This window comes from Acinetobacter sp. LipI_15 (genome assembly GCF_058242865.1).
In genome coordinates this window covers 1,780,199-1,806,361 of record NZ_JBZAYN010000001.1, presented here as the reverse complement: position 1 = coordinate 1,806,361, position 26,163 = coordinate 1,780,199, and the positions used below count along the sequence as shown (strand labels likewise).

Sequence of the window (26,163 nt, the reverse complement as noted above, 5' to 3'; positions counted from 1 at the left end):
AAATTATATTACTATTTTGCTTCAGTGAGGTAGCTAGTTGGTTTGTTTACATCAATTTTAGTACCACCAAAATGTTCATCGATGTAAGCTTTAACAGCTGGAGTGTGATAAAGCGCGCCCACTTTTTGTAGTACTGGGTCATTTTGACGGTCAGCAGCAACAGCAAGAATGTTCACGTTCATTTTTGTACTTTGATCGATTGGCTCATAGTAAACCGCATCTTTTAGTACGTTTAAACCACCTTCCATTGCAAGGGTATTACCCAAAACAATCGCATCAACTTCGTCTTTAACACGAACCGCAGTCGCCATTTGGATTGGCTTGATTACGATTTTCTTCGCATTTTCAGTTACGTCAGCAGGTGTGCCTTTTACATCGTCAAAATCTGCTTTAAGTTTGATTAAGCCAGCAGATTGAAGCAGTAATAATGCACGTGATTCGTTTGCGCCATCATTTGGAATCGCAATGGTTGCACCTGTTTTAAACTCCTCAAGTTTTTTAACTTTGCTTGAATAGATACCCATCGGCTCTAAATAAGTAGTCGAAAGCGGTGCGATTTTATCTTTATTATTGTCATTAAACGCAACCATATAGGCATATGACTGGAATGCATTAACATCAATTTCTTTGTTCGCTACAGCAGTGTTCATAGACACATAGTCAGTAAAGTTTTTCACTTCAAGTTTAATGCCAGCTTCTTTGGTTTCAGGAAGCGTAGCAATATAGCGCCAAATATCAGCATCTGAACCAGTCGAAGCCATGGTAACAGTTTGCACTTCTGCAGTGTCTTTTTGTTGTGCGGCGTCAGTTGCAGGAGCTTCTTGTTTACCACAGCCTGAAAGGCCCACAGATAAACCGAGAACTAATCCTAGGAGCTTTTTCATATATTCACCCGAGTAAATTTATAAAATTAATAAATTCACAAATCATATTATGGAGAGATTTACTTAAGTCTTTTATCAGACAGGCTGATAGATGCTTAATAATTTAAAATGCTACACAGACTTATACAATTAGATCTGAGTCTATTTCCAAATGGGAAAAGATAGCCATTGCAAGCTGCTGTAAACAAAAGATTTAATAAAGCAAATCTCTATATTTCGCTAGGCATCATATCAATTTTTTATTATTCAATATAGTGATTTAAAAAGTTATGCTTAGCACCAAAAATGTATATGGAATATGTTTAATTAAATAATTTAATAAGTAAAAACAATATATTATTTATAATTAAACTATTTAAGTGCGTCATTTGTATAAGTTTAGGTCTATATAACAAATTTTAAAATGTATTGCTGAAAAAATGATAAAAATGAAATAAGTCCTGTCATACACAAAATTTGTAACATTCATATGTGAAAATAACGAAGTGCTTCAATCTAATTTGCATTGAAATCTTTATTGATATATTTGAAGTTCAACTCTGATTTATGGTTTTTCAAAATCTTAGATCTAAATCTGAGGAAGATTGAATCCGCTACAGCGTTTAAGATAAGCTGCTTAATAATTGATCATAATAAATTGCTATGTGCGGCACGCTATGTTAAATCAGTTTGATTTCGTCTCATTTGTAAAAAAGCCTACGGTTCATTATGGTGGTAGATCGGTGAGCTATGTTTAAAAAATGGAAGATGATAGCCAAAAAACTATCGCTGTATTTTTGATATCAGAACAACCTATGACGTTTGAGGTGCATGTGAAAGAACGTGTTGAAATCACATCGGGGTAGTGTGTTGTGCAAATTGGAGAGCAAGGCGAGTTTGTTCAATATACGTCTGGCGAAAGCTTTATTGTTCCACAAGATTCTATTTTTAAAGTGCAATGTACCGATGTTGTCGATTATGTATGCCATTTTGATTAAGTATGCTTAGACAGGTTTGCAGTTGCTTCAGCTTTACACCTTATGATTTTTTTATTTCTCAGTTTATAGCAATTGATATTTTTATTGCTTAAACCCCGCACTTAGCGGGGTTTTTTATATGATTACATGAATGATTTTGCTGTCTTATACGAAATCCTGTAGTTACTAAAATTAAAGAATTTAACATCACCTATAACCACTGTTTGGCAGAGTTAATGTACTTTAGTTTTGCCATGAATAATTATTGAATTAGCAAAATGGAATGTGCAAGTAATCACTACGCTGTATTTCATAGAGCACGTGACGGTTTAGTGGGTGTTCAGCTGGTACACGTGGATGATTAAACTCACGTACTTTTTGCATACCAATGCGTTGCATGACATGTTCTGATGGTGTGTTCAAACTTGCTGTAAAGGAAATAACTTTATCTAATCTTAAGTTTCTAAAAGCATGTTTAAGTACAGCTTTTGCGCCTTCAGTGGCATAACCTTGATGCCAGTATTGCGGTAGTAGTCGCCAGCCGATTTCAGGTGCATCGGCTATTTCAAACTCAGGTGGGTGTACGTGTAAGCCGATAAAGCCAATAAATTCGCCTGTGGCTTTAAGCTCGACGGCATATAAACCCCAACCACGTGTTTCTATTGCATCACGTAGGCGCTGCATAAATGCAGTGGCTTCAGAAGCACTCAGCTTTTTGGGGAAATAGCGCATGACGTCTTCGTCTGCGTACATTTGGATAAATGGGGCAGTGTCGGAGTCTTGCCATTGGCGGAGGATAAGGCGAGGGGTTTGGATAAAAATATGCATATTAAATATTAATTTGTATGGGTGTTTTCTTACTGAGACTAATGTAAATAATTTATAGTGTACATGATGATGGAATTGATATAAGTGAATAGTATTTGGGGGAGATGTAATTTGATTTGATGAACTAATCTTAATAGGCTTTTACATATATTTAGTTGATAAGGAGTAAATATGGAGTTGCAATACAAATTTTCAGAGGATGAATTTCTCGTATTATGCCAAGAAAATCTTGGGCGGGAAAAAACAACAGTTTTTGAAGATTTATATGAAGCTCTTATTCACTTTTTTAGTACTCCGGATTCAATCTCAATAACTGAAATAAAGCAGAATTACACATTTGGGTACTATGATGATCACTTATCACTGAAAGAGTATATAGACAAAGGGAAAATGATAATCCCTTATCTTCAATTTGAGCTAATCAGTGATAAGGACATAGATCTGGATGTTACGGAAGTTAAACTACCTTCATTTATTATATTGTGTGATTTCCTTTATGGAGGAGGAATAACTAGGAAGTACAATATTAAAAATACAAAAATGAAAACCAAAAACAAAACATCAATACAGCTTCTTTCCGTTGAATTTCCACAAGCATTATTAACTAAGCTTTATTCACGAATGACACCACCAAAAAGTTTATTACCATCAAAATTAGGCTTTTATGAGTGGCGGCAGACTTTCTATAACAAAATGACAGGAGAAAGTTTCTTTTGCTCATGTTTTAAGGATGCTCTTGCCCAAAATCAGATTGGGTTGGCTGTACGCCACACTCACCTTAAAAATGCGTTAGAACATAAATCTGTTAAAGTTTCGATTTGCCATATCTGCACCAATACCAATTCAGATTTAATCTATTGCCACAAAATGTATGGCTCGGCTTTTAAAGCTAAATATGGCGCTTACATTGCTAAATACGCATTTCAGGAAGGTATCAGTGAAAGGGATGCGGAAAACCATATTAGAGAGTTAAAAGGTGTTGCACGTATAGGTGAAAGGTGGGTTAATGAAACCTTATTATTTAACTATATCAATCTGCTATTTCCTCAATACACGGTTCAAAGAGAAGCATCACCAAGTTGGTTGAATAGACAAAGGTTTGATGTCTATATCCCTGAGCTAAATTTAGCGATTGAGTACCAAGGGCAACAACACTATCTTGCTGTCAACTTATTTGGTGGAGAAGAAGGTTTAAAAAGAACAAAGCAAAGGGATAAGGAAAAGCTTCAACTCAGTAAAGCAAATGGAGTGGATATTATCTATTTTAGCTACAAAGATAATTTAACTGAAAAATTAGTACAAAATAGACTTAAAAACTATCTTAAAGAACCTCTATAAACGTGTATTTTTAATCATGGATATAGATGATAAAAGCCGTTATTTGAGCTATTTATTTATAAAAAAACCCGCACTTAGCGGGGTTTTTATTTAATCAAATGAATGATTAAGCATTTTCACGTGCAATTGCGCGGTAGCCAATATCTTTACGGTATTGAACACCATCAAAAGTCACTTTTTGGCAAAGTTCTAAAGCTTTCGCTTGAGCTTCACCAATCGTATTACCAAGCGCAGTTACGCAAAGGACACGACCGCCAGCCGTTATAATGTCACCATTTTCAAGTGCTTTTGTACCTGCGTGGAACACTTTAGCATCAGCCATTTCTGTGTCTAAGCCAGAAATCACGTCACCATTGCTAGAAGTTTCAGGGTAGCCCTTAGACGCAAGTACGATACCTACAGTCTTGCGCTCATCCCATTCAGCTTCCGCAGGTAAGTTACCCGCAATACCGGCTTCAACCAAATCAACTAAAGAAGATTTTAAACGCATCATAATTGGCTGAGTTTCAGGGTCGCCAAAACGACAGTTGAACTCGATCACTTTAGGCTTACCTTGTTCATCAATCATTAAACCTGCGTATAAGAAACCTGTATACACGTGACCGTCTTTTTTCATACCTTCAACGGTAGGACGCATCACTTCATTCATGGTTTTTTCAAATACGTCAGCAGTCACAACAGGCGCAGGAGAGTAAGCACCCATACCACCAGTGTTCGGGCCTTGGTCGCCTTCAAAGATACGCTTATGATCTTGAGACGTTGCCATTGGCAAAATGTTGTCGCCATCAATCATACAAATGAAAGACGCTTCTTCACCAGCAAGGAATTCTTCGATTACTACGCGTGAGCCAGCATCGCCAAATTTGTTGCCGGCAAGCATGTCATCAATCGCATCAAATGCTTCTTGATTGGTCATGGCAACAATTACGCCTTTACCCGCAGCAAGACCATCTGCCTTGATTACGATTGGTGCACCATTTTTTTCAACAAATGCTTTTGCTGCATCTACTTCTGTAAATACATCATAGAAAGCAGTTGGGATGTTATGGCGTTTTAAGAAGTGCTTCGCAAATGCTTTAGAGCCTTCAAGCTGCGCTGCAAATTGAGTCGGACCCCAAATTTTAACACCAGCTTCGCGGCAAGCATCGACTACACCATTGACTAGTGGTGCTTCTGGACCAACCACGATTAAATCAACTGCATTGCTTTTTGCAAAGTCGATAATCGCAGCATTGTCTAAAATATTTAAGGCAACATTTTCGCATTTATTTTCAGTTGCAGAACCCGCATTACCTGGTGCTACAAATACTTTTGCGACTTTGTCATCTTGTGCGATTTTCCATGCCAATGCATGTTCACGACCGCCATTACCCAAAACTAAAATATTCATCGGTTCATACTCCATGAATCGAAAATGGCATAAAGTCCTCAGCCTAAAAATAGGAGAGGACTTTATGCAAGATTAGAAATCTGTTTTAAACCACATGTATGACTTTGTCATTACATTCTAAGCGCTGTGCTTAGTGACGGAAGTGACGCATGCCAGTGAAGACCATTGCAATACCAGCTTCATCAGCAGCAGCAATTGTTTCTTCATCACGCATAGAACCACCCGGTTGGATAATGCATTTGATACCTGCTTTCGCAGCGTTATCAATACCATCACGGAATGGGAAGAATGCATCAGATGCCATTACAGCACCTTCAACAACTAAACCAGCATGTTCAGCTTTGATTGCAGCAATACGAGCAGAGTTCACACGGCTCATTTGACCTGCGCCCACACCAATCGTTTGACGGTTTTTAGCATAAACAATTGCGTTTGATTTAACGTATTTCGCAACTTTCCAAGCAAAGATCATGTCATCGATTTCTTGTTCAGTTGGTGCACGTTTAGTCACAACTTTAAGGTCATCTTTAGTGATCATGCCTAAGTCTTGGTCTTGAACCAATAGACCGCCATTTACACGTTTGTAGTCAAGCTGTGCTTTACGCTCAGTGATCGCAGGAAGTTCGCCACATACCAGTACGCGTACGTTTTTCTTCGCGCCAGTCACTTCAAGCACGCCTTCAGCAACGCTAGGAGCAATGATCACTTCAACGAATTGACGGTCAACAATGGCTTGAGCAGTTGCAACGTCTAATTCACGGTTGAATGCAATGATGCCACCGAATGCAGATTCAGGGTCAGTTGCGTATGCAAGGTCATAAGCAGCTTGAATGCCGTCAAGTGAAACTGCAACGCCACATGGGTTTGCGTGTTTTACGATGACACATGCAGGCTTAGCAAATGATTTTACACATTCAAGTGCTGCGTCAGTGTCTGCGATGTTGTTATAAGATAATTCTTTACCTTGAAGCTGTTTCGCAGTAGAAACAGATGCTTCAGTTGCTGTGTCTTCTACATAGAAAGCAGCAGATTGATGCGGGTTTTCACCATAACGAAGATCTTGAACTTTATTTAATTGCGTGTTGAATGTACGTGCAAATTTGTCAGCTTGACCTTCATCTTTACCTACGCGAGCGCCTAAGTAAGAAGCGATCATACCGTCGTATTGAGCAGTATGTTCAAATGCTTTAACCGCAAGGTCAAAACGAGTTGCATGTGAAAGTGAACCTTCAGCTTTAAGCTCAGCAACGACAGTTGCATAGTCAGCAGCATTTACCACGATACCAACCGATGCATGGTTTTTCGCAGCAGCACGAACCATAGTCGGACCACCGATGTCGATGTTTTCAATCGCATCAGCAAGTGAGCAGTTCGGTTTAGCCACAGTCGCAGCGAAAGGATAAAGGTTAACAACAACTAAATCGATTGCATCGATGTTGTGTTCAGCCATCACAGCTTCGTCTAGACCGCGACGAGCTAAGATACCACCATGAATTTTCGGATGTAGCGTTTTTACACGGCCGTCCATCATCTCTGGGAAACCTGTGTGCTCTGAAACTTCAACTACGGCAACATTATTGTCTTTCAACAATTTGTATGTTCCGCCAGTAGATAAAATTTCTACCCCTAGAGCAGCAAGTTCTTGTGCAAATTCAACAATTCCAGTCTTGTCAGACACAGAGATTAAAGCGCGTTTAATAGTCATGATCTTCGTCACAGTTTTCAAGGAACAGATTAAAACAAAATTAGCAAAATACAGGTTAAAAAAAATGCCTGCGGAAGCCGCAAGCATTTTATCATTTATTCACTCATTAAACCGTGAGCTTTTAACTTTTTACGTAAAGTACCACGGTTTAAGCCGAGAATCTCAGCAGCGCGGGTTTGATTACCACGCGTATATTCAAGAACTACAGATAGAAGAGGCTTCTCCATTTCCGCCAGCACCATGTCGTATACCTGAGATGGTTGCTCGCCTTGCAATTGTGCAAAGTAATGGCGAACTGCGCGATCTACGTGAATACGAAGAGCGACATCAGATTGTGCAGTAAAAATAGGAGATTTGCTATTCATGCGAATTAATCCGAAAAATCAAATATCACTTGGGTAAAGTGATTTGTTAAAAATGGTCTATAAACATTAATGAACTCCGTTTTAGTTCCTAAGTCGGAGTTCTAAAACTTGTACATTACTTGTAGCTTGACACAACTCGCAAAATTGATCGAAAAATAAGCGTAACAATAGATTAATAATTGTTATAGCCTAAAAATCAAACAAAAAATCTACTCAATACGCGATAAGTTATAAAGCGCACGGTTGGGATTGTATTTGTTGTGAAAATTTAGCGAGGAGTTTGCAGCACAAAGCTTTCGTGGCGCGTATCATACCATTGTCTAAGCAAAAGTGAGCAAGAAAACTGCATTTTTTTTAGGTTTTTTTTATTTTTTTAATAGTTTTTTCCAATATTAGGGGCGAATCAATTCTATTGAATAATTATCGAAGCTTTTACGTGCAACTGGCAGCACAAATTCGAATTTAAATGGACTACTTTTTGGAATGCGCTGAATGCCATGTAAGCTTTTCGCCAAATATTCTTCTGGAAGAAGTTGGTAATTCGCAATATCACCGCCATTTTCCTTTAAAGTTATCTTCATAACGGGTAAAGCCAGACTTCGATCGTGATAATTAATCATCTCACCACTAAATTTTGTTTCTTTATTTCCAGTACTACGTACTTTAACTTTTTTAGTGCTAATAAGGCTGTAATGTTCTTCAAGACGTGAACAATTAAATACATCGCAAACTGCTGTGAACGCAGCGCCCATAATTGGACTATTTTTCAGGTATTGCGGATTAAACCAAAAAAATTGGAATATCAATGCACCAAACAATAATAAGTTAACAGTGACCCAACCAAGATAATTGAGTGGAGAGCGTTTTTTCTCTCTTTCCGCTTGTTCTGCCCAATTGACCGCAGGTAAGTTACCAATAGGCTCAGTACTAAAATAGTTAAGGTTGTTTAAATAGGTTTTTAAATCAATATTCGAGTTCTCTACTTTTTGATCGAATAACTTTAATAGTGCATGTGTTGGGGCTTCAGGTTCTTTAATAGCACTGTGGTCAATATTGTATTGATTGACATCAATAGTTTTGGTCTTGGAACTATTTTCATCTTTTGGTGATGGTGTAGATAAAGACAAGACTTTATCTACAACCAAATGTGACAATGCATTAAATGATGTGGAGCACTTAGGGCAACACACCATACCTTGAGCAACAGTAAGCTGTGGAACAGATACTTTATATGTAGTAGAACAAGTAGGGCAGTTAGTCAGTTTGTCGCTCATAGGTACACATTTTAGGTTTTAATACTTTTGGCGCTTACCTGAAATTCGGCACCAGTTTTCGTCACGTTTTTCTACGTCTAATATATCAAAAAATTCAGAATAAACACTAGAAACATCAGAAACTTGCTCTTCAATTACACCTGCAAGTGCGAACTCGCCCTCAGATTTAATTAAAGTTGAGAATTCTGCAGCCAAGGCCATTAGAGGGCCTGCAAGAATATTAGCAACAAACACATCGGCTTTTTGTCCAGCGAGCTCTTGGTTGAACTCTTCAGGTAGGCCTACATACAGATTTTCCAGTACACCATTTAATTCGGCATTTTGTTGTGTTGCTAAAACGGCTTGTGGGTCAATATCAGTGGCATAAACTTTTTTTGCACCCAAAAGTAAAGCGGCAACACCTAAAATACCAGAACCACAACCGTAGTCGATGACGATTTTATCCTTAAGATCAACTTTACCTAACCATTGTAGGCATAGGAATGTAGATGCATGGTTACCAGTACCAAAAGCAAGACCTGGGTCTAGTTTGATGTTAACGGCATCTGCTTCTGGCGCTTCCATCCATTCTGGGACAATCCAATATTTCTCACCAATTTGAATAGGCTCATAAGCATCCATCCATGTGCGTTCCCATTCTTGGTCTTCAATGAATTCGCTACGCATTGGTGCTTCAGGAAGTAGAGCTTTAATAAATGTTTCTAATGCTGCAACATCAATTTCTTCATTATCTTCTTGTGCATATATACCAGTTACGATCACTTTATTCCAAAGTGGTGTTTCACCTGGAAGTGGTTCAAGTAAATCCTGATTTTCTGCATCATCTAGCGTGACACTGACTGCACCTAAAGAACTGAGCAGCGTTTCAGTGTAATCAACTTGAGCTTTTTCAACAGTAATATGAATTTGTAACCACTTCACGGACATAACCTAAATGAGTTTTATAAAAAGCTATTGTAACGGAACTCGGCAACTTGCAGCTAGCGATTATCAAAATTGACAAAAAATAAAAGGATGCACGTGGCATCCTTTTAATTTTTCAGTGACTTAACTTTTAATTGTTTCAGTTGTAGTTGTCGAGATCGGTGCAAAACGTGTAATTACGAAACCAAATACAGCGGCAAAGATGTACATAAAGATTGAATATACTGCCGCAGGCATTGCAACTGCAGAGCTTGCCATCACTGTTAAGGCGATGGTCATGGCCAACGTGCTGTTATGAATCCCGATTTCAAATGCACATGCACGTGCCTGAGCACTATTGATGCCGAAAAGTCTCGGAACAAAATAACCGATACATAAGCTGAAGATGCAGAATAGAACCGTAGCTAAGCCAACTTGGGTTAGATAAGCCGCAATATTATGTCGTTCAGAGTAAATAGCACCGATAATAATTAAGATGAGAAAGACCACAGCAAAGATGCGGAGTGGTTTATGCAGTTTCTCAGTCAGTTTAGGTGCATAGTGACGAAGCAGCATACCTATACAGACTGGGATGATAATGATGCCGAAAACTTGGAGGATTTTTCCAAACTGTAGACTGATTTGTTGCCCTTCTTGCATGAAGTACATGATCGAAAAATTCACGATCAATGGAAGGGTTAATGCTGCAATGACAGAGTTGATGGCGGTCAGGGTAATATTTAAAGCCAAGTCACCTTTAAATAGATAGCTAAATAAGTTAGCTGTGCTACCACCAGGTGAGGCTGCGAGTAGCATCAAGCCGACAGCAAGCAGTGGTGGTAATGCTAACAGTTTACATAGTAGAAAGGCGATACCGACAAGCAACACGAGTTGGCAAAATAATGCGATCAACACGGCTTTAGGATGTTTGGTGACACGTGCGAAATCTTTGGGGGTAAGTTCTAGCCCAAGCCCGATCATAATAAAGGCCAGTGCTAATGGCAAAAGAACCGTAATAATTCCAGAATCCATCGTATTTATTCTCCTTGAGCATATTTAATGGTTTTTCACCAAAGTCCTTATGGTGATTGCGTTAGAAAAAATAGTTTAGGTTTTCACTTGTTGAATCAAGTGACTGCCACGGCGCGTCAAAATAAAACCAAATAAGGTCGCCAATAAATACATAAAAATAGAATAAACACCGGCAGGTATCGCCACTGTGGTGTTTTCAAGCACACTTAGTGCGATGGTTAGGGCGATACTGGTGTTATGAATGCCAATCTCAAAGGTACACGCACGTGCCTGCTTTTCCGGCACACCCGCGAGGAATGGAATTAAGTAACCCAAAAATAAGCCACTGAAACAGAGTAAACAGGTCGCAATGCCGACGCTGGCAAAATACGTAATGATGTTGGATTGTTCACGCAAAACTGCGAGTGTAAAGATAAGAATTAATAAGAAAATAGACAACATTCGCATCGGTTTGTTGATGTGATACGCAATGGTCGGAAAGGAGTTGCGAATAAACATACCGAAACATACCGGTATCAAAATAATCAGAAATACATGGGTGATCTTGTCGATAGGCATACCAATGCTAGTGCTTTCACCAACAAAATGCAAAATGGATAGGTTGACGATAAAAGGCAATGTAAAGCACGAAACAACTGAGTTGATGGCTGTTAAGCTAATGTTTAATGCAACGTCACCTTTATATAGGTAGCTAAAAAGGTTAGCAGTGGGGCCGCCGGGTGAAGCCGCAAGCAACATGAGCCCGACCGCGAGTAAAGGGGGTAACTCAAGCAACTTACACAGGAAAAAAGCAATACTGGTCAGTAGAATAAGCTGAGTAAATAAAGCGATGAAAATAACTTTTGGATAGCGTCCAACGCGTAAAAAGTCTTTGACTGAAAGTTCAAGCCCCAAACCCATCATCATAATGGCTAAAGCAATGGGTAGAAAAAATGCAAATAATCCCGAATCCATGGAATTTCCTGATATTTTTATCCTTATAGTATTTTTGAGTTTATCTCAGTTTAATAAATAAGCAATAAATAAAAGCGAGTAAAAACTGATGTTTTACCCGCTTTATTTTTGATCTGTTAGTTGGTCGATATTTTTATCGACAACTGTTTATTTAGGACGAGGAGGAGTGAACCCTAAAGCACATTTTCCTTTAATTTCTTGTCCATTAATCTTTGCAGTAGTGGCTTTTGCATCTGCACTACATGTGCTTAATAATTCGGCTTCTTCGCCATGAAGATTTGCATTTTTGGACGAGCTAAAAAATTGTGGTTCGCAAGTACCATTCCAGATAATACCGCGATAGGCAAATGAAACTTGAGCGCCTTGGCTTTTACCTTTACAGACTTGTTGATATCGCTGTGCATCATACACTTTCTCAACTTTATCATTGGCTGAGGCAGCAAGTGGTGATAAACATAAACCGCATAAAACCGTGGATAGCAAAATATTCTTATTCATGCTTATGGTCCTTATGATTCTCATGGGATCTATAACAGAATAAAAAATCATCAGAATAAAACAACAATCTTCGAGTAACATTTGCTTGAGAAATGTATATTTTTATGTGGAATATGCAAAGTATGTATGTTCATAAAGAAATATATAGGCATAAAACAGTAGCCAATAACAATAAAATCGAGTTAATCAGTCAACTTATCGGTGAATTTTTGCTATAATCTTCCGTCATCCTTTTTTAATCTCCTTTACCACTATGCATTATCCTAAAGTTTACGATGTCATTGTTATCGGCGGCGGTCACGCGGGTACTGAGGCAGCTCTTGCTGCGGCACGTATGGGTCGACAGACTTTACTCTTAACTCATAATATTGAGACTTTAGGGCAGATGAGCTGTAATCCAGCCATTGGTGGTATTGGTAAATCACATTTAGTACGTGAAATTGATGCGCTTGGCGGTGCAATGGCATTGGCTGCCGACAAAGGTGGTATTCAATTCCGTATTTTAAACTCACGTAAAGGTGCGGCTGTTCGTGCGACTCGCGCACAGGCTGACCGTATTCGTTATAAAGCTGCGATTCGTGAAACCTTAGAAAATCAAGCGAACTTGGATATTTTCCAACAAGCAGCTGACGACTTAATCGTTGAGGGCGATACTGTAAAAGGTGTGGTTACTCAGATGGGTATTCGCTTTGATGCGAAAACTGTTGTATTAACTACAGGTACATTCCTAGGTGGTGTGATCCACGTAGGTCTAAATAATGCTTCAGGCGGTCGTGCGGGCGATCCTCCTTCAATTTCATTGGCTGCGCGCCTTCGTGAATTGAACTTACCTGTAGGTCGTTTAAAAACAGGTACACCGCCACGTATTGATGCACGATCAGTTGATTTCTCTGTGATGACGCCACAGCCGGGTGATTTCCCATCTCCGACTATGTCGTTCATGGGTGATGCGTCGATGCATCCTGAGCAAATCAATTGCTATATCACACATACCAATGAAAAAACTCACGATATCATTCGTGGTGGCTTAGACCGTTCACCAATGTATACCGGTGTGATTGAAGGTGTGGGTCCACGTTACTGCCCATCGATTGAAGATAAGATTCATAAATTTGCCGATAAAGATTCGCATCAAGTGTTCTTGGAACCTGAAGGTTTGGATACACATGAGCTTTATCCAAATGGTATTTCAACTTCTTTACCATTCGATGTTCAGTTTGAATTGGTTCGCTCGATTCGTGGTATGGAAAATGCGCACATTTTGCGTCCGGGTTATGCGATTGAGTACGACTATTTCAACCCACAATCATTGAAATTCTCTTTAGAAACCAAATCGATTAATAACCTATATTTTGCAGGTCAAATTAACGGTACAACAGGTTATGAAGAAGCGGGAGCGCAAGGTTTGCTTGCAGGCTTAAACGCAGCACGTCGTGCATGGGATCAAGAGCAATGGACACCAAAACGTGATGAAGCGTACATGGGTGTATTGGTTGATGACTTGATTACTTTGGGTACTAAAGAACCGTACCGTATGTTTACTTCGCGTGCGGAATACCGTTTGATGTTGCGTGAAGACAATGCGGATCAGCGTTTAACTGCGATTGGCCGTGAAATGGGTCTGGTGGATGATGCGCGTTGGGATTCGTACTGCCAAAAAATGGAAGCAGTTGAAACTGAAAAAGGACGTTTACAACACCTTTGGGCAGCGCCAAACAATCCACTAGGCAAAAAATTCGTTGAAATGACTGGTGATGACCTGTCTAAAGAAACCAATGCAATTGATTTGTTAAAACGTCCAAATATCAACTTTGCGCAAATTGCTGAATTGACGGGTTCAGAAGTTTCAGCATTTGTTGGAGAGCAAATTGAAATTGCTGTGAAATATGCGGGTTATATTAACCGTCAGCAAGAAGACGTTGCGCAAATGAAACGTTTGGAAGATACACGTATTCCTGCTGATTTTGATTACGATGTAGTTTCTGGTCTTTCACGTGAAATCACCATGAAGCTGAAAAATGTATTGCCTGAAACATTGGCACAAGCAAGTCGTATTCCAGGTGTAACACCTGCGGCTGTTCAATTGGTGATGATTACGATTCGTAAGAATAACCAAGCGAAAAAATCTGCATAAGATTTTGAGTTAAATAAAAAACCCGCTCAGTTGCGGGTTTTTTATTGCCAATAAATTATTGGCTGTTGGTATTTGATCGGATTAAATGAATATTTTGATCATCATTAGTTTTAGCTATGGTTTGATTATTAAAATCTTTCATAAACCTAAGTGATTGATAATGAATTATAAATACAAAAAATAAGATCTAAAAACTATTGATATACAAAGTTTTAGGTCTTAATTGTGGGCTTTTGCTCGTGTGAATTCCGACCTTTGTAGTGGTATTTATTCTACCCAATAAAGCCGAAACTTCAGGGCATGGCGTACAAGTGGGTTTACGCTACATGAATGGAGTTCGATTATGGCAAATCAACAATCGGGAAAAATGCAAAAATTTCTAACGGTATTTTTGTGTTTCTGGGTAGCATTTTTTGAAGGTTTTGACCTGCAAGCGCCCGGTATCGCAGCAAAAGGAATCGCAGCGACATTTTCCTTAGATCAGGTGCAAATGGGCTATGTGTTTAGCTTAGGTGTGTTTGGTATGTTATTTGGCGCGTTCTTTGGGGGGCGTGTCGCTGACTATTTGGGACAGAAGAAAGTCCTGATGTTGTCGATTTTTATCTTCGGTGTATTTATGTCTATCACGGCAGTTGCACCAAGCATTGAAATTTTATATATCGCACGATTCTTTACAGGTTTAGGTTTGGGCGCTGCGATGCCAACGATGATCTCGGTGGTGGGTGATGAAGCGACGGATGCTAACCGTGGGCGCTTAAATAGTTTGATGTACTGTGGCTTACCCGTAGGTGCAATCTTTGTTGCTGGCTTGGGTATTGTCTTTAAAGATATCTCATGGCATACACTATTTTTAATTGGTGGTTTAACGCCTTTAATCTTGATTCCATTCATGGCGATTATCTTAAAAGATAAGCGTACTGAAAAAGTTCAGGCAGAAACTAAAGAAGCCGTTCCAGCGATGGGGCAAATCCTGTTTGCTGAGCAGCGTTATAAATATACATTGCCGCTTTGGTTGAGTTTCTTCTTTACCTTAATGGTGAACTATATTCTGATCAGTTGGTTGCCTAACTTGCTTATGGGGCAAGGGCTGGAAAAGCAACAAGCTTTCATGATCATGTTGATGTTCCAAGTGGGCGCAGTGATTGGTACGCTGGGTTTAGGCTACTTGCTTGATCGCCTAAAATTATGGCAAATGGCAGTGATTATCTATTCAGGTTTGTTTGTAGCATTGTTTGTGCTGTTTACAACAAATTCCATTCCTGTACTCATTGCAGCAGGCATCATGGGCGGAATTTTCTCTACAGGTGGTCAATCGATTTTGTATGGGATCTCTCCAATTTTCTACACACCAGCTGGGAAAGTGACAGGTGTGGGAAGTGCAATTTCATGGGGACGTTTGGGTGCAATGACAGGTCCATTACTTACAGGCAAGATTTTGGCGCTAGGACTAGGAACGACAGGTATTTTAATTGCAAGTGCGCCGGGTATTGCTTTGTCGGCTATCGCGGTGGCTGCATTATCTGCCTATAAGTCATCCCTTAAGAAATAATCGAAATCAGTCATATTTAAAGGAGCTACGGCTCCTTTTTTATTGAATAAATATCTTTAGCTGAAACTTAGTTTTGTTAGAATAAATCTAATATTTATGAATAAATTTACTTCTATGTCTTATCAATTGATCGAACTTGATATTTCTCCCTCAGATAACATTCAGTGTCCACATTGCCAGCAGCAAGTGATTGATTGGTCAGAAGAGCAGTATGTGCAGCCATGTGAGCATGTGCTGTTTATTGCAATGGATATTGGTTTTGAGTTTATTACCGATGAATTTGAGCAAACCATGCAGCATACAGTCGATGACTTGCATGCCAATGATGATCAGTATCATATGTTTACTGAAATTACCGCCTCAAGTTTCCCTGAGTTTCTCATTTATAAGTCTGATTTAGGGGTGGAAGGTTATTCACGCTATGTCGGCTTTACGGCATAAAGTTTTGCTAAAAAATCTTAACATTAAAAAAGCCAGTCAAGTGACTGGCTTTTTTAATGTTAATCAGAAAATTAACTTTCTAATTCTTCTTCGACATCATCTTCGGCACTGTCCATACCGAGTTCTTTGAGTTTACGGGTTAAGGTATTGCGACCCCAACCTAAAAGTTCTGCTGCATGGCGCTTACGCCCACGTGTTTGCTGTAGTGCTGCATTGATGAGGGTGCGTTCAAACATTGGTGTGGCAATGTCGAGAATTTTCATCTCACCATTTTTAAGTTTTTGCACAGCCCATTGACCAAGTAATTCATCCCAATGATGCACCCCGATACGATCAATCCCTTGAGTAGCAGGATTGCCATCTGTGCCTTGAATTGGAATCTGTTTTAATTCAGAAGGTAAATCTTCTGGATAAACTTCACGGCCTGTGATCATGACTGTTAGCCAGCGACAGGTATTTTCGAGCTGACGCACATTACCTTGCCACGGCAGTTTTTGCATGTATTCTTGCGTTTCAGGACGCAGAATCTTCGGGCTTACCCCAAGTTCTTTGCCTGCACTTGCTAGGAAGTGCTGTGCAAGCATCGGAATATCTTCACTACGATGTGCAAGTTTTGGAATATGAATACGAATGACGTTTAGACGGTGGTACAAGTCTTCACGGAAGCGACCTTCATGTACTAACTTTTCTAAGTCTTGGTGTGTTGCCGCAACGATACGGACATCCACCTTGACTGGGATGTGACCACCAACGCGGTAGAATTCGCCATCCGCTAAAACACGCAGTAAACGTGTTTGAGTTTCAAATGGCATGTCGCCAATTTCATCAAGGAAAAGAGTCCCGCCATTAGCTTGTTCGAAACGGCCTTGGCGCTGTGTGTTGGCACCTGTGAACGCGCCTTTTTCATGGCCAAATAATTCAGTTTCGATCAAATCTTTTGGAATTGCTGCCATATTGAGCGCAATAAAAGGTTTGTTGCCACGTGGTGAGTGTTTGTGCAACGCATGCGCAACCAATTCTTTACCCGTGCCTGATTCACCATTAATTAATACAGTAATGTGTGATTGAGAAAGACGACCAATGGCACGGAAGACTTCCTGCATAGCAGGTGATTCACCAATAATCTCTGTAGATTGAATCGGTTGAACGGTTTTTGCAGATTCTTGTTGTTGTAATTTGGCAATATGCAAAATTGCACGGTTTACAAGTGCTAAAGCTTCATCAATATCAAAAGGTTTTGGTAGATATTCAAAAGCACCTGTTTGATAGCTTGACACAGCAGATTCTAAATCTGAATGTGCGGTCATGATGATCACAGGTAAGTCAGGGTAGTTGCCTTTGACTTTGCCTAAAAAGGTCAGTCCATCAATACCCGGCATACGAATGTCCGTCAAAATAACATCTGGCGCATCGACACTTAACTGATCTAAAGCGGATTGTGCTTCTTCAAAACTGGTAACATCAAAACCTTCTTCTTTGAATGTTTTTTCCAGCACCCAACGCATGGCGCGATCATCATCGATGACCCAAATCTTATTACGCGACATGATCTGACTCCCAAGGTAAATATAGGCTAAATACTGTTTTTCCAGGAACTGATTGGCATTCAATCATTCCGTTATGTTGATGCATAATATTTTGTGCAATGCTCAGGCCGAGCCCTGTGCCTTTCGCTCGTCCTGTCACTAAAGGGTAAAATACGGATTCTAATATTTCTTGTGGGACACCCGGTCCATTGTCCTCAATGTCAATGCGCACCGCAGAACGTTTTAATACACCGTTGATGGTGACTAAACGTTGAATACGTGTGCGCAAAGTGAGTTCTGGTTGGTGCTCAACAAAGAACTCTTTGTTTTCCGTCATTGCCTGAACGGCATTAACACTGATATTCAGCATGACTTGAATCAATTGATCACGATCTGCTAGTACATCCGGTAAAGAAAGGTCATAATCACGGGTGATTTTAATTTTCTTTTTAGTTTGGTTGACGATCAGTGAACGAACACGTTCAAGTGGTTCATGTACATTGACTGGTTCGTAACTCGGTAATTGTCTTGAACCAAGCATGGTGTCCGCTAGATTTCTTAATCGATCCACTTCACTAATAATAATGTCGGTGAATTCGCTGTACTTCGGATCATTTAAGCTACGCGCTAAAAGTTGTGTCGCCCCACGGATACCACCGAGTGGATTTTTAATTTCATGGGCAACACCACGAATCAGTTGTCGTGCGACTTGATGCTGTTGAATTAGGTTTTCTTCTTTAGAGATTTTTAACATTCGGTCGATTTGATTGAGTTCAATCAATAGCAACGGGTGGTAGGGTTTGCCAGAGTTGAGCTGTGACACGGTGTAATCAACATGAATGTCTTTAAAGTTGACATTAATCGTTGCTTCTCGGCGCGTATAGTGCTGACCGGAAGTTAGTGTATTCATTAATGCATCATGCGTATTGAACTCATCATCGGGCATATGGAGTAAATTTAATACAGGCTGACCTGATGCACGAAGTAAGCTGATGTCAAAAAGCGCTTCACAAGATGAATTTAAATAAAAAATATTCAGGTTGCTATCGACCAATAAAATGGCAGTGGTTAAATTATCCACTAAAAGCCGGTAATCAATCGTCATAGTCTGATCCATTAGCGAGAGGTTCCTGTCTTAAAATGGCGCAATGGCATCTTCATAAAGCAAATCGTTCAATCTAATAAGGTTCGAATTGATGCAAGTTATGCAAGATATAAGCCAACTATTTGAGAAATACGCTAAGTTTTGATGCTTATTTGAATAAATGCGCTTATTTAAGACTTTAAATAAAGTGTATAGCCGATTAAAAACAGGCTGTAAATCAAAAATGCATTAAAATGGTGCAAATGAAATTATATGGATGAATTTATAGCATTATTTTAGTGCGTGATATAAAGAGTGGCCTTTTCACCTGTTTTTATGTTTTGAAAAGACATACAATACGCGGATTATAGTGGAGCGCAGATTCATGAAATCCCCCAAAGTCGGTTTTGTTTCTTTAGGTTGTCCTAAGGCATTGGTAGATTCCGAACGAATTTTAACTCAGTTAAAGACTGAAGGTTATGATGTAGCATCAGATTATGATGGTGCCGATTTAGTAGTTGTAAATACCTGTGGTTTTATTGAATCTGCAGTACAAGAGTCGCTAGATGCCATTGGCGAAGCGATGAGTTCAAACGGTCGCGTAATTGTGACTGGTTGTTTAGGTAAAGACGAAGACAAAATTCGCCAAATGCACCCAAATGTCTTAAAAGTGACAGGTGCTGCGGCATATCAAGAAGTGATGGAAGCTGTGCACGAATACGTGCCTGAGCCACCGAAACACAATCCGTTTATTGATCTAGTACCGGAACAAGGTATTCGATTAACACCAAAACATTATGCTTATTTGAAGATTTCAGAAGGTTGTAACCATCGTTGCACATTCTGTATCATCCCAAGCATGCGTGGTGATTTGGTTTCTCGTCCAGTAGGTTCAGTATTGACTGAAGCTCAAGCGCTGAAAAAAGCAGGCGTAAAAGAAGTCCTTGTGATTTCTCAAGATACATCGGCTTATGGCGTAGACACCAAATACAAATTGGACTTCTGGAATGGTCAGCCCGTTAAAACCAAATTCTATGACATGTGTGAAGCATTGGGTCAATTGGGTATCTGGGTGCGTCTGCACTATGTATATCCATATCCACATGTGGATGCTGTGATTGACTTAATGGCACAAGGCAAAATCCTGCCGTATTTGGATATTCCATTCCAGCATGCAAGTCCTAAGATTTTAAAACTCATGAAACGCCCTGCGCACAGTGAAAATACACTGGAGCGTTTAAAAGTTTGGCGTGAGAAATGCCCTGATCTTGTGATTCGTTCTACATTTGTTGTGGGCTTCCCGGGTGAAACTGAAAAAGACTTCCAAATGTTGCTTGATTGGTTAAAAGAAGCGCAGCTTGATCGTGTGGGTTGTTTTACTTACTCACCAGTTGAAGGCGCGACTGCAAATGATTTGCCAGATCATGTGCCTGAAGAAATCAAACAAGAGCGTTATGAACGTTTCATGCAAGTTCAGCAAGAAATCTCTGCTGCGAAATTGCAAAGTCGTATCGGTCAGAAAATGACAGTACTTGTGGATGATCTTGAAGAAGAGTTCCCTGTTGCTGTTGCGCGTTCTTATGCAGATGCACCTGAAATTGACGGTAATGTTTTTGTGGAAGATATCGATAAGTCAGTGATTAAAGCAGGTGATTTACTTGAAGTGGAAATCACAGATGCAGATGAATATGACTTATTTGCAAAACTGATCTCGGTTAAGTCTGCTTAAACGATTCATTAAAAATAATTGAAATTAAATAATTCGGAGTTGATGATGCTTGATTCTAAAAAACCACGTTTTGGTCGCATCCTGCTTAAGCTTTCAGGTGAAGCTTTAGCGGGCAATAAAGAGATGGGTATCGATGCACAAGTGCTCGATCAAATGTCACTCGCAATTGCGCACCTTGTTGGTTTGGGTGTTCAAGTGGGTATCGTTGTCGGCGGTGGTAACCTTTACCGTGGCAGCCAATTACAAAAAGATGGTTTGGTTGGCCGTGTAACAGGTGACCAAATGGGTATGTTGGCCACTGTGATGAACGGTTTGGCACTGCGTGATGCTTTGGTACGTCGTAATATCAAAACTCGTCTAATGTCAGCTTTACCCATTGGTGCTGTAGTTGAATCATATTCTAGCCGTGATGCAATTCGTCATTTAACTCGTGGCGAAGTTTGTGTATTTGTTGCAGGTACGGGTAACCCATTCTTTACGACAGATACAGCAGCATGCTTACGCGGTATTGAGATTGAAGCCAATCTTATCCTTAAAGCGACTAAGGTTGATGGCGTATACAACAAAGATCCAAGCAAATATGAAGATGCAGTGAAATACGATGCATTAACATTTGACCAAGTTTTAGATGAAAAACTGGGTGTGATGGATTTAACTGCGATCTGCTTATGCCGTGACCACAACGTTCCACTTCAAGTATTTGATATGAACAAATCAGGTTCATTGCTTTCAGTGGTAATGGGTGAAAAAGAGGGTACTCACGTTACTAACTAATGTACGTGGGCCCTAAAGCTCTTTATACTACAAGCTATTTTAGAATTTACATCTTTTCGAATTAAGTAAGGAAGATCACATGATTAACGATCTTAAAAAAGACGCAGAAGACCGTATGAACAAATCTCTAGATTCTTTAGAGCATGGTTTTGCTAAAGTTCGTACAGGGCGCGCGCACCCATCAATTTTAAATGGTGTTATGGTTCCTTACTATGGCTCTGATGTGCCATTAAACCAAGTGGCGAACGTAGGCGTAGAAGATTCACGTACTTTACTTGTTCAGCCTTTTGAACGTTCAATGGTTGCTGCAATTGATAAAGCAATCCGTGAATCTGACTTGGGCTTAAACCCGATTACTGCTGATGCCATTCGTGTTCCTATGGCTGCATTAACAGAAGAAACACGTAAAGACATGCAGAAAGTTGCACGTAACGAAGCTGAAAATGCAAAAGTTGCGATCCGTAACATCCGCCGTGATGTTTTGGGTGATATCAAAGCATTGTTGAAAGAAAAAGAAATTTCTGAAGATGATGAGCGTCGTGCGGGTGATGACATTCAAAAAATCACAGACAAATTCGTTGCTGAAGTTGAAAAACGTCTGGCTGCAAAAGAAGCTGAATTGATGAAGGTCTAAGTTTTAATGACCTCATCTGAAGAAACTTCCCGTCTTCCAAAACATGTTGCCATCATTATGGATGGCAACAATCGTTTTGCCAAAAAGAATCAAATGCAAAAAGGTGAAGGGCATCGTTCTGGAAAGGACATCCTAGATCCCATCGTTGAACATTGTCGTAAAAGAAATATCCAAGCACTGACCGTTTTTGCTTTCTCGAGTGAAAATTGGAATCGTCCTCAGTTTGAGGTTGATTTGTTGATGGCTCTTCTCGAAGAAACCATTCATGAGCAGTTGCCACGTATGGAAAAATTTAACATTTCCCTCCGTTTTATTGGTGATCGTTCTCGTTTATCTCCTAACTTACGTGACTTAATGTTGCAAGCCGAACAAAGGACTGCTAATTTCGACAGCATGACTTTAACTATTGCAATTAGTTATGGTGGTATGTGGGATATGGCACAGGCTGCAAAACAAATCGCAGCAGATGTTTTAACTAACAAAATCGATCTTGAAGCAGTGGATGCTGAAGTCTTTGGTCAATATGTCAGTTTAAGTGATCTACCTCCGGTAGATTTGTTAATTCGTACAGGTGGAGATTTCCGTCTTTCGAACTTCTTGCTGTGGCAAGCTGCTTATGCAGAACTTTATTTTACCCAGACATTATGGCCCGAATTTACCATTGAAGAATTTGACGACGCACTAGCGGTATTTGGTGGTCGTGAACGACGTTTTGGTAAGACCTCAGAGCAGATTCAACAAGAGCAGTTTGAGAATAAATAAATGTTAGAGCGGATAATAACCGCATTGGTACTGGTTTCAGTTGTACTGAGTTGCATGTTTGCAACCGAGTCTAAATACCCAATGCTTGTGCTGATGATCATTGCATCAGCTGTCGCGGGTTATGAGTGGTTTAAACTCATGCCGCGTAATACACAAAATGTGATTAAACCTTTCGCTTGGGGCTATGGTCTAGTCACTGCTATTCTTTCAGCACTAGCATTGCATTTTACAGATGTTGCATTACTGCTTTGGGCGGCTTCGATCTTTACTTGGATCTTAAGTGTTTATTGGGTGAAGTCTTATCCTGATTACGATAACTGGTATAACCCGAGTCTGAGTGGTATTGGTTTAGTCTTAGTTCCTGCTGCTGTAACCGCTATTTTTTCTGTGTGGATGAACTCACCGTGGTGGCTCATGTATCTGTTCCTGTTGGTATGGGGTGCAGACAGTGGTGCATACTTCGTGGGACGTAAATTTGGTAAGAAAAAACTTGCACCAGATGTGAGCCCGAATAAATCGATCGAAGGTTTATACGGCGGTCTATTTACTGCAATGCTAATTGTCATTGTTGTTGAAATTATTTATCTAGATTTAAGCATCGCTGAACATATTTTATTTTTAATACTTTCAGTAATAACGGTATTTAGTTCAGTACTTGGTGATTTATTTGAATCGATGATCAAGCGTCGTGCAGGGATCAAAGATTCTGGTCGTATTCTTCCAGGACATGGCGGTGTGCTGGATCGTATCGACTCGTTGCTTGCTGCAGCACCTATCTTTGCAGCAGGTATGTATGTTTTAAAATTAATTGGCGTAGATTTATAGATGTCACAATCTGTTTGTATATTGGGTGTAACAGGATCCATTGGTCAAAGTACTTTAAAGATTCTGCAACAGCACCCCGAAGAGTATTCAGTTTTTGCAGTCACTGCACATAGCCGAATTGTAGAACTTGTCGAAATATGCAAACAATATCGACCGAAAATCGCGGTTGTTCCATTCAATAAAGTGGATGAACTGCGCCAATTACTGGTAGCTGAAAAATTAACTGATATTGAAATCCTGCATGATGAAGCAGGATTGATTGCAGTAGCAGAACATCCACAGGTTGATGTGGTCATGGCAGCTATTGTTGGTGCGGCAGGGTTGCTACCTACATTGGCTGCTGCGAAAGCAGGTAAACGCGTGTTGCTTGCAAATAAAGAAGCGCTGGTGATGTCGGGTGACATCATGATTCAGACCGCACGTGAAAATAATGCTTTGTTGCTGCCAGTCGATTCTGAACACAATGCAATCTTCCAATGCTTACCTGAAACTTATCTACAAGGTGAGCGTCATGGTCAGCCAAAGCTAGGTGTCAAACAAATTTTACTTACCGCTTCTGGTGGTCCATTTTTACATCATAGTTTAGAACAATTGCAAAGTGTAACGCCGGCCCAAGCCTGTAAGCATCCAAATTGGTCGATGGGGCAAAAAATTTCAGTTGATTCTGCAACGCTAATGAATAAAGGCTTGGAATTAATCGAAGCCTGTCATCTTTTTGCAGTTGAAGAACAATTTGTAACAGTTGTTGTCCATCCACAGAGTATCATTCATTCAATGGTTCAATATGTAGATGGTTCGACTTTGGCACAAATGGGAAATCCTGATATGTGTACGCCTATCGCTCATGCATTAGCGTGGCCAAAGCGTATTCAAACACATGTGCCTCCATTAGATTTATTTGTTCATTCACATTTAAACTTTGAACAGCCTGATATACAGCGATTCCCAGCACTAAAATTAGCACGTCAAGCCATGAAGGCTGGGGGCTTAGCTCCTACCATTTTAAATGCAGCCAATGAAATCGCCGTGGCAGCATTTTTGCATGAGAAAATTGGCTTTACTCAAATCCCGCAAATTGTGGAACATGTGTTGGGGCAAGTTGAAAACTCAGCTGCAAATAATATTGATGTTATTTTGCATGCAGATAAATCGGCACGTATGGTTGCTGAAAAAGCAGTATTGAATTCAGGAAGTTAAGACATGAATGCCTTGTTTATGATTATTGCAGCAATATTGCTACTTGGACCGCTGATAGCGATTCATGAATTTGGGCATTATTTCGTTGCACGTAAACTGGGCGTAAAGGTTTTGGTGTATTCGATTGGTTTTGGCCCAACACTACTTAAGTGGACGTCGAAGAAATCAGGTATTCAATATCAACTGTCTGCATTACCGCTGGGTGGTTATGTCAAAATGTTGGATGAACGCGAAGGTGATGTCGCAGCAGAAGACTTACCGAAAGCATTTAACCGACAACACCCTTGGAAGCGTATTGCAATTGTTGCGGCAGGGCCACTCATCAACTTGGCTTTTGCAGTAGTGTTGTTTTGGATTTTATTTTTACCCGCACAGGAACAGCTGAATACGCGTGTAGGTAAAATTTTACCAAATACACCAGCAGCGGCTGCGCAAATGCAGACTGGTGATAAAATTACTGCCGTAGATGGCACTCAAGTATCTACTTGGGAGCGCTTGAATTATGCCTTGGTTGATCGTGTAGGTGAAACTGGCAATATTCAAATTCAAGCTGAACGTGCAGGGCAAATTCAAAACTTCAGTTTACCGATTCAGAGTTTCTTACGCGATCAAACTCAGTCACCACTCGATGTTCTTGGTTTTACACCGTATCGTCCTGAAATTCCTGCAGTGGTTTCAAAACTCAGTGAAGATGGCGCAGCAATTCGCCAAGGGATGCAAGTGGGTGATCGAATTATTTCGATTGATGGCGTAAAAATGAAAGACTGGTTTGATGTTGTACAAGTTGTACAAGCTTCTCCAGAAAAGTTACTTAAAATTGATGTTTTACGACAAAATAAAATTGTGCATTTAAGCGTGATGCCGCAAGGTAAGCGTGATCAAATGGGTAAAGTCACAGGGCTTTTAGGTGTACAAAGCGATCCGGGTAAAGTCAATATTCCAGCCGAATACAAACAAACCATTCAATACACGCCTGTAGAAGCGATGGGCAAAGCAGTAGAAAAAACAGGTCAGATCTCTAGTATGATCCTGAATTCTATTGTAAAAATGGTGCGTGGTTTGGTTGGTTTAGATAATTTATCTGGTCCGATTACCATTGCGAAAGTGGCTGGACAAAGTGCTGAGATGGGGTGGCAAACCTTCATTTCATTTATGGCACTGATGAGTGTAAGTTTGGGTATTTTAAATTTACTACCGATTCCTATGCTCGATGGCGGTCATTTAATTTACTATTTTATTGAATTAATTCGTGGTAAACCTGTTTCTGAACAAATACAATTGGTTGGATTGAAAATTGGTATGGTATTGCTGGGTAGCATGATGCTACTGGCTCTATTCAATGACATTATGCGTTTATAAGAACGTTATACGAAATAAATTA

At 39.9% G+C, this 26,163-nt stretch carries 24 protein-coding genes; 12 read left to right on the top strand and 12 right to left on the bottom strand.

The window, feature by feature from the left end:
* Positions 1–11 precede the first annotated feature (11 nt).
* Positions 12–884 (bottom strand): MetQ/NlpA family ABC transporter substrate-binding protein, encoded by an 873-nt coding sequence (locus tag AC4CU0_RS08675; protein ID WP_180007758.1) that lies wholly within the window; start codon positions 882–884, stop codon positions 12–14.
* A gap of 851 nt (positions 885–1,735) precedes the next feature.
* Here AC4CU0_RS08675 and AC4CU0_RS08670 point away from each other — a divergent pair.
* Positions 1,736–1,861 carry a pyrimidine/purine nucleoside phosphorylase gene (locus AC4CU0_RS08670; protein ID WP_490742945.1) on the top strand — a complete coding sequence of 42 codons (126 nt, stop codon included), beginning with the start codon at positions 1,736–1,738 and terminating at the stop codon, positions 1,859–1,861.
* Between the two features lie 249 nt (positions 1,862–2,110).
* On the opposite strand, the gene AC4CU0_RS08665 is transcribed toward AC4CU0_RS08670, so the two are convergent.
* On the bottom strand, positions 2,111–2,668 hold the full coding sequence (locus tag AC4CU0_RS08665; protein ID WP_490742944.1) for a GNAT family N-acetyltransferase: 558 nt from the start codon (positions 2,666–2,668) through the stop codon (positions 2,111–2,113).
* Positions 2,669–2,839: 171 nt separating this feature from the next.
* Between AC4CU0_RS08665 and AC4CU0_RS08660 the strand changes: the two genes are divergently transcribed.
* A complete protein-coding gene (locus AC4CU0_RS08660) occupies positions 2,840–4,006 on the top strand; it encodes a PDDEXK family nuclease (protein ID WP_180010138.1) in 1,167 nt (388 codons plus the stop codon).
* A 106-nt stretch (positions 4,007–4,112) separates the two neighbouring features.
* On the opposite strand, the gene purD is transcribed toward AC4CU0_RS08660, so the two are convergent.
* The 8 genes from purD to AC4CU0_RS08620 all read right to left on the bottom strand — a co-directional run bounded on the left by purD (position 4,113) and on the right by AC4CU0_RS08620 (position 12,127).
* Complete coding sequence (gene purD / locus AC4CU0_RS08655; RefSeq protein ID WP_490742943.1) at positions 4,113–5,396, bottom strand: phosphoribosylamine--glycine ligase; 1,284 nt, start codon at positions 5,394–5,396, stop codon at positions 4,113–4,115.
* Between the two features lie 130 nt (positions 5,397–5,526).
* Positions 5,527–7,101, bottom strand: a complete 1,575-nt coding sequence (gene purH, locus AC4CU0_RS08650) for a bifunctional phosphoribosylaminoimidazolecarboxamide formyltransferase/IMP cyclohydrolase (protein WP_490742942.1) — start codon at positions 7,099–7,101, stop codon at positions 5,527–5,529.
* Positions 7,102–7,196: 95 nt separating this feature from the next.
* Positions 7,197–7,466 carry a DNA-binding transcriptional regulator Fis gene (gene fis, locus AC4CU0_RS08645; RefSeq protein WP_001086304.1) on the bottom strand — a complete coding sequence of 90 codons (270 nt, stop codon included), beginning with the start codon at positions 7,464–7,466 and terminating at the stop codon, positions 7,197–7,199.
* A gap of 392 nt (positions 7,467–7,858) precedes the next feature.
* Positions 7,859–8,740 carry an MJ0042-type zinc finger domain-containing protein gene (locus tag AC4CU0_RS08640; protein ID WP_180057602.1) on the bottom strand — a complete coding sequence of 294 codons (882 nt, stop codon included), beginning with the start codon at positions 8,738–8,740 and terminating at the stop codon, positions 7,859–7,861.
* Between the two features lie 18 nt (positions 8,741–8,758).
* Entirely contained in the window at positions 8,759–9,661 is a 903-nt protein-coding gene (gene prmA / locus AC4CU0_RS08635) for a 50S ribosomal protein L11 methyltransferase (RefSeq protein WP_490742941.1), read from the bottom strand.
* A gap of 126 nt (positions 9,662–9,787) precedes the next feature.
* On the bottom strand, positions 9,788–10,675 hold the full coding sequence (locus AC4CU0_RS08630) for a bile acid:sodium symporter family protein (protein WP_490742940.1): 888 nt from the start codon (positions 10,673–10,675) through the stop codon (positions 9,788–9,790).
* A 75-nt stretch (positions 10,676–10,750) separates the two neighbouring features.
* The gene (locus AC4CU0_RS08625) at positions 10,751–11,629 is read right to left on the bottom strand and encodes a bile acid:sodium symporter family protein (protein WP_078188732.1); all 879 of its coding nucleotides are present in this window, start codon (positions 11,627–11,629) and stop codon (positions 10,751–10,753) included.
* A gap of 147 nt (positions 11,630–11,776) precedes the next feature.
* A complete protein-coding gene (locus AC4CU0_RS08620) occupies positions 11,777–12,127 on the bottom strand; it encodes a hypothetical protein (RefSeq protein WP_490742939.1) in 351 nt (116 codons plus the stop codon).
* Positions 12,128–12,380: 253 nt separating this feature from the next.
* Between AC4CU0_RS08620 and mnmG the strand changes: the two genes are divergently transcribed.
* From mnmG to AC4CU0_RS08605, 3 genes are all read left to right on the top strand, one after another.
* Positions 12,381–14,261: a tRNA uridine-5-carboxymethylaminomethyl(34) synthesis enzyme MnmG gene (gene mnmG / locus AC4CU0_RS08615; RefSeq protein ID WP_180133062.1), complete on the top strand. Its 1,881-nt coding sequence runs from the start codon at positions 12,381–12,383 to the stop codon at positions 14,259–14,261.
* A 343-nt stretch (positions 14,262–14,604) separates the two neighbouring features.
* The gene (gene mhpT, locus AC4CU0_RS08610) at positions 14,605–15,810 is read left to right on the top strand and encodes a 3-(3-hydroxy-phenyl)propionate transporter MhpT (RefSeq protein ID WP_249734540.1); all 1,206 of its coding nucleotides are present in this window, start codon (positions 14,605–14,607) and stop codon (positions 15,808–15,810) included.
* A gap of 114 nt (positions 15,811–15,924) precedes the next feature.
* On the top strand, positions 15,925–16,251 hold the full coding sequence (locus AC4CU0_RS08605) for a hypothetical protein (protein WP_078193710.1): 327 nt from the start codon (positions 15,925–15,927) through the stop codon (positions 16,249–16,251).
* A 71-nt stretch (positions 16,252–16,322) separates the two neighbouring features.
* Here AC4CU0_RS08605 and glnG read toward each other — a convergent pair whose 3' ends face one another.
* Positions 16,323–17,798, bottom strand: coding sequence for a nitrogen regulation protein NR(I) (glnG, locus tag AC4CU0_RS08600; protein WP_078188728.1), 1,476 nt, complete (start codon positions 17,796–17,798; stop codon positions 16,323–16,325).
* Positions 17,788–18,894, bottom strand: coding sequence for a nitrogen regulation protein NR(II) (gene glnL / locus AC4CU0_RS08595; protein ID WP_078188727.1), 1,107 nt, complete (start codon positions 18,892–18,894; stop codon positions 17,788–17,790). Before glnL ends, glnG begins: the two co-directional genes overlap by 11 nt.
* Before the next feature lie 352 nt (positions 18,895–19,246).
* Here glnL and rimO point away from each other — a divergent pair, with 352 nt between their 5' ends.
* The 7 genes from rimO to rseP all read left to right on the top strand — a co-directional run bounded on the left by rimO (position 19,247) and on the right by rseP (position 26,141).
* A complete protein-coding gene (gene rimO / locus AC4CU0_RS08590) occupies positions 19,247–20,590 on the top strand; it encodes a 30S ribosomal protein S12 methylthiotransferase RimO (RefSeq protein ID WP_490742938.1) in 1,344 nt (447 codons plus the stop codon).
* A gap of 45 nt (positions 20,591–20,635) precedes the next feature.
* On the top strand, positions 20,636–21,364 hold the full coding sequence (gene pyrH / locus AC4CU0_RS08585) for a UMP kinase (protein ID WP_078193535.1): 729 nt from the start codon (positions 20,636–20,638) through the stop codon (positions 21,362–21,364).
* A gap of 79 nt (positions 21,365–21,443) precedes the next feature.
* The gene (frr, locus tag AC4CU0_RS08580) at positions 21,444–21,998 is read left to right on the top strand and encodes a ribosome recycling factor (RefSeq protein ID WP_078188724.1); all 555 of its coding nucleotides are present in this window, start codon (positions 21,444–21,446) and stop codon (positions 21,996–21,998) included.
* 6 nt (positions 21,999–22,004) lie between these two features.
* On the top strand, positions 22,005–22,760 hold the full coding sequence (uppS, locus tag AC4CU0_RS08575; RefSeq protein ID WP_078188723.1) for a polyprenyl diphosphate synthase: 756 nt from the start codon (positions 22,005–22,007) through the stop codon (positions 22,758–22,760).
* Positions 22,761–23,585, top strand: a complete 825-nt coding sequence (locus AC4CU0_RS08570; protein ID WP_078193533.1) for a phosphatidate cytidylyltransferase — start codon at positions 22,761–22,763, stop codon at positions 23,583–23,585. It begins immediately after the preceding gene.
* Entirely contained in the window at positions 23,586–24,782 is a 1,197-nt protein-coding gene (ispC, locus tag AC4CU0_RS08565; protein WP_490742937.1) for a 1-deoxy-D-xylulose-5-phosphate reductoisomerase, read from the top strand. It abuts the gene before it with no gap.
* A 3-nt stretch (positions 24,783–24,785) separates the two neighbouring features.
* Positions 24,786–26,141, top strand: coding sequence for an RIP metalloprotease RseP (gene rseP / locus AC4CU0_RS08560; RefSeq protein WP_490742936.1), 1,356 nt, complete (start codon positions 24,786–24,788; stop codon positions 26,139–26,141).
* Positions 26,142–26,163: the final 22 nt, after the last annotated feature.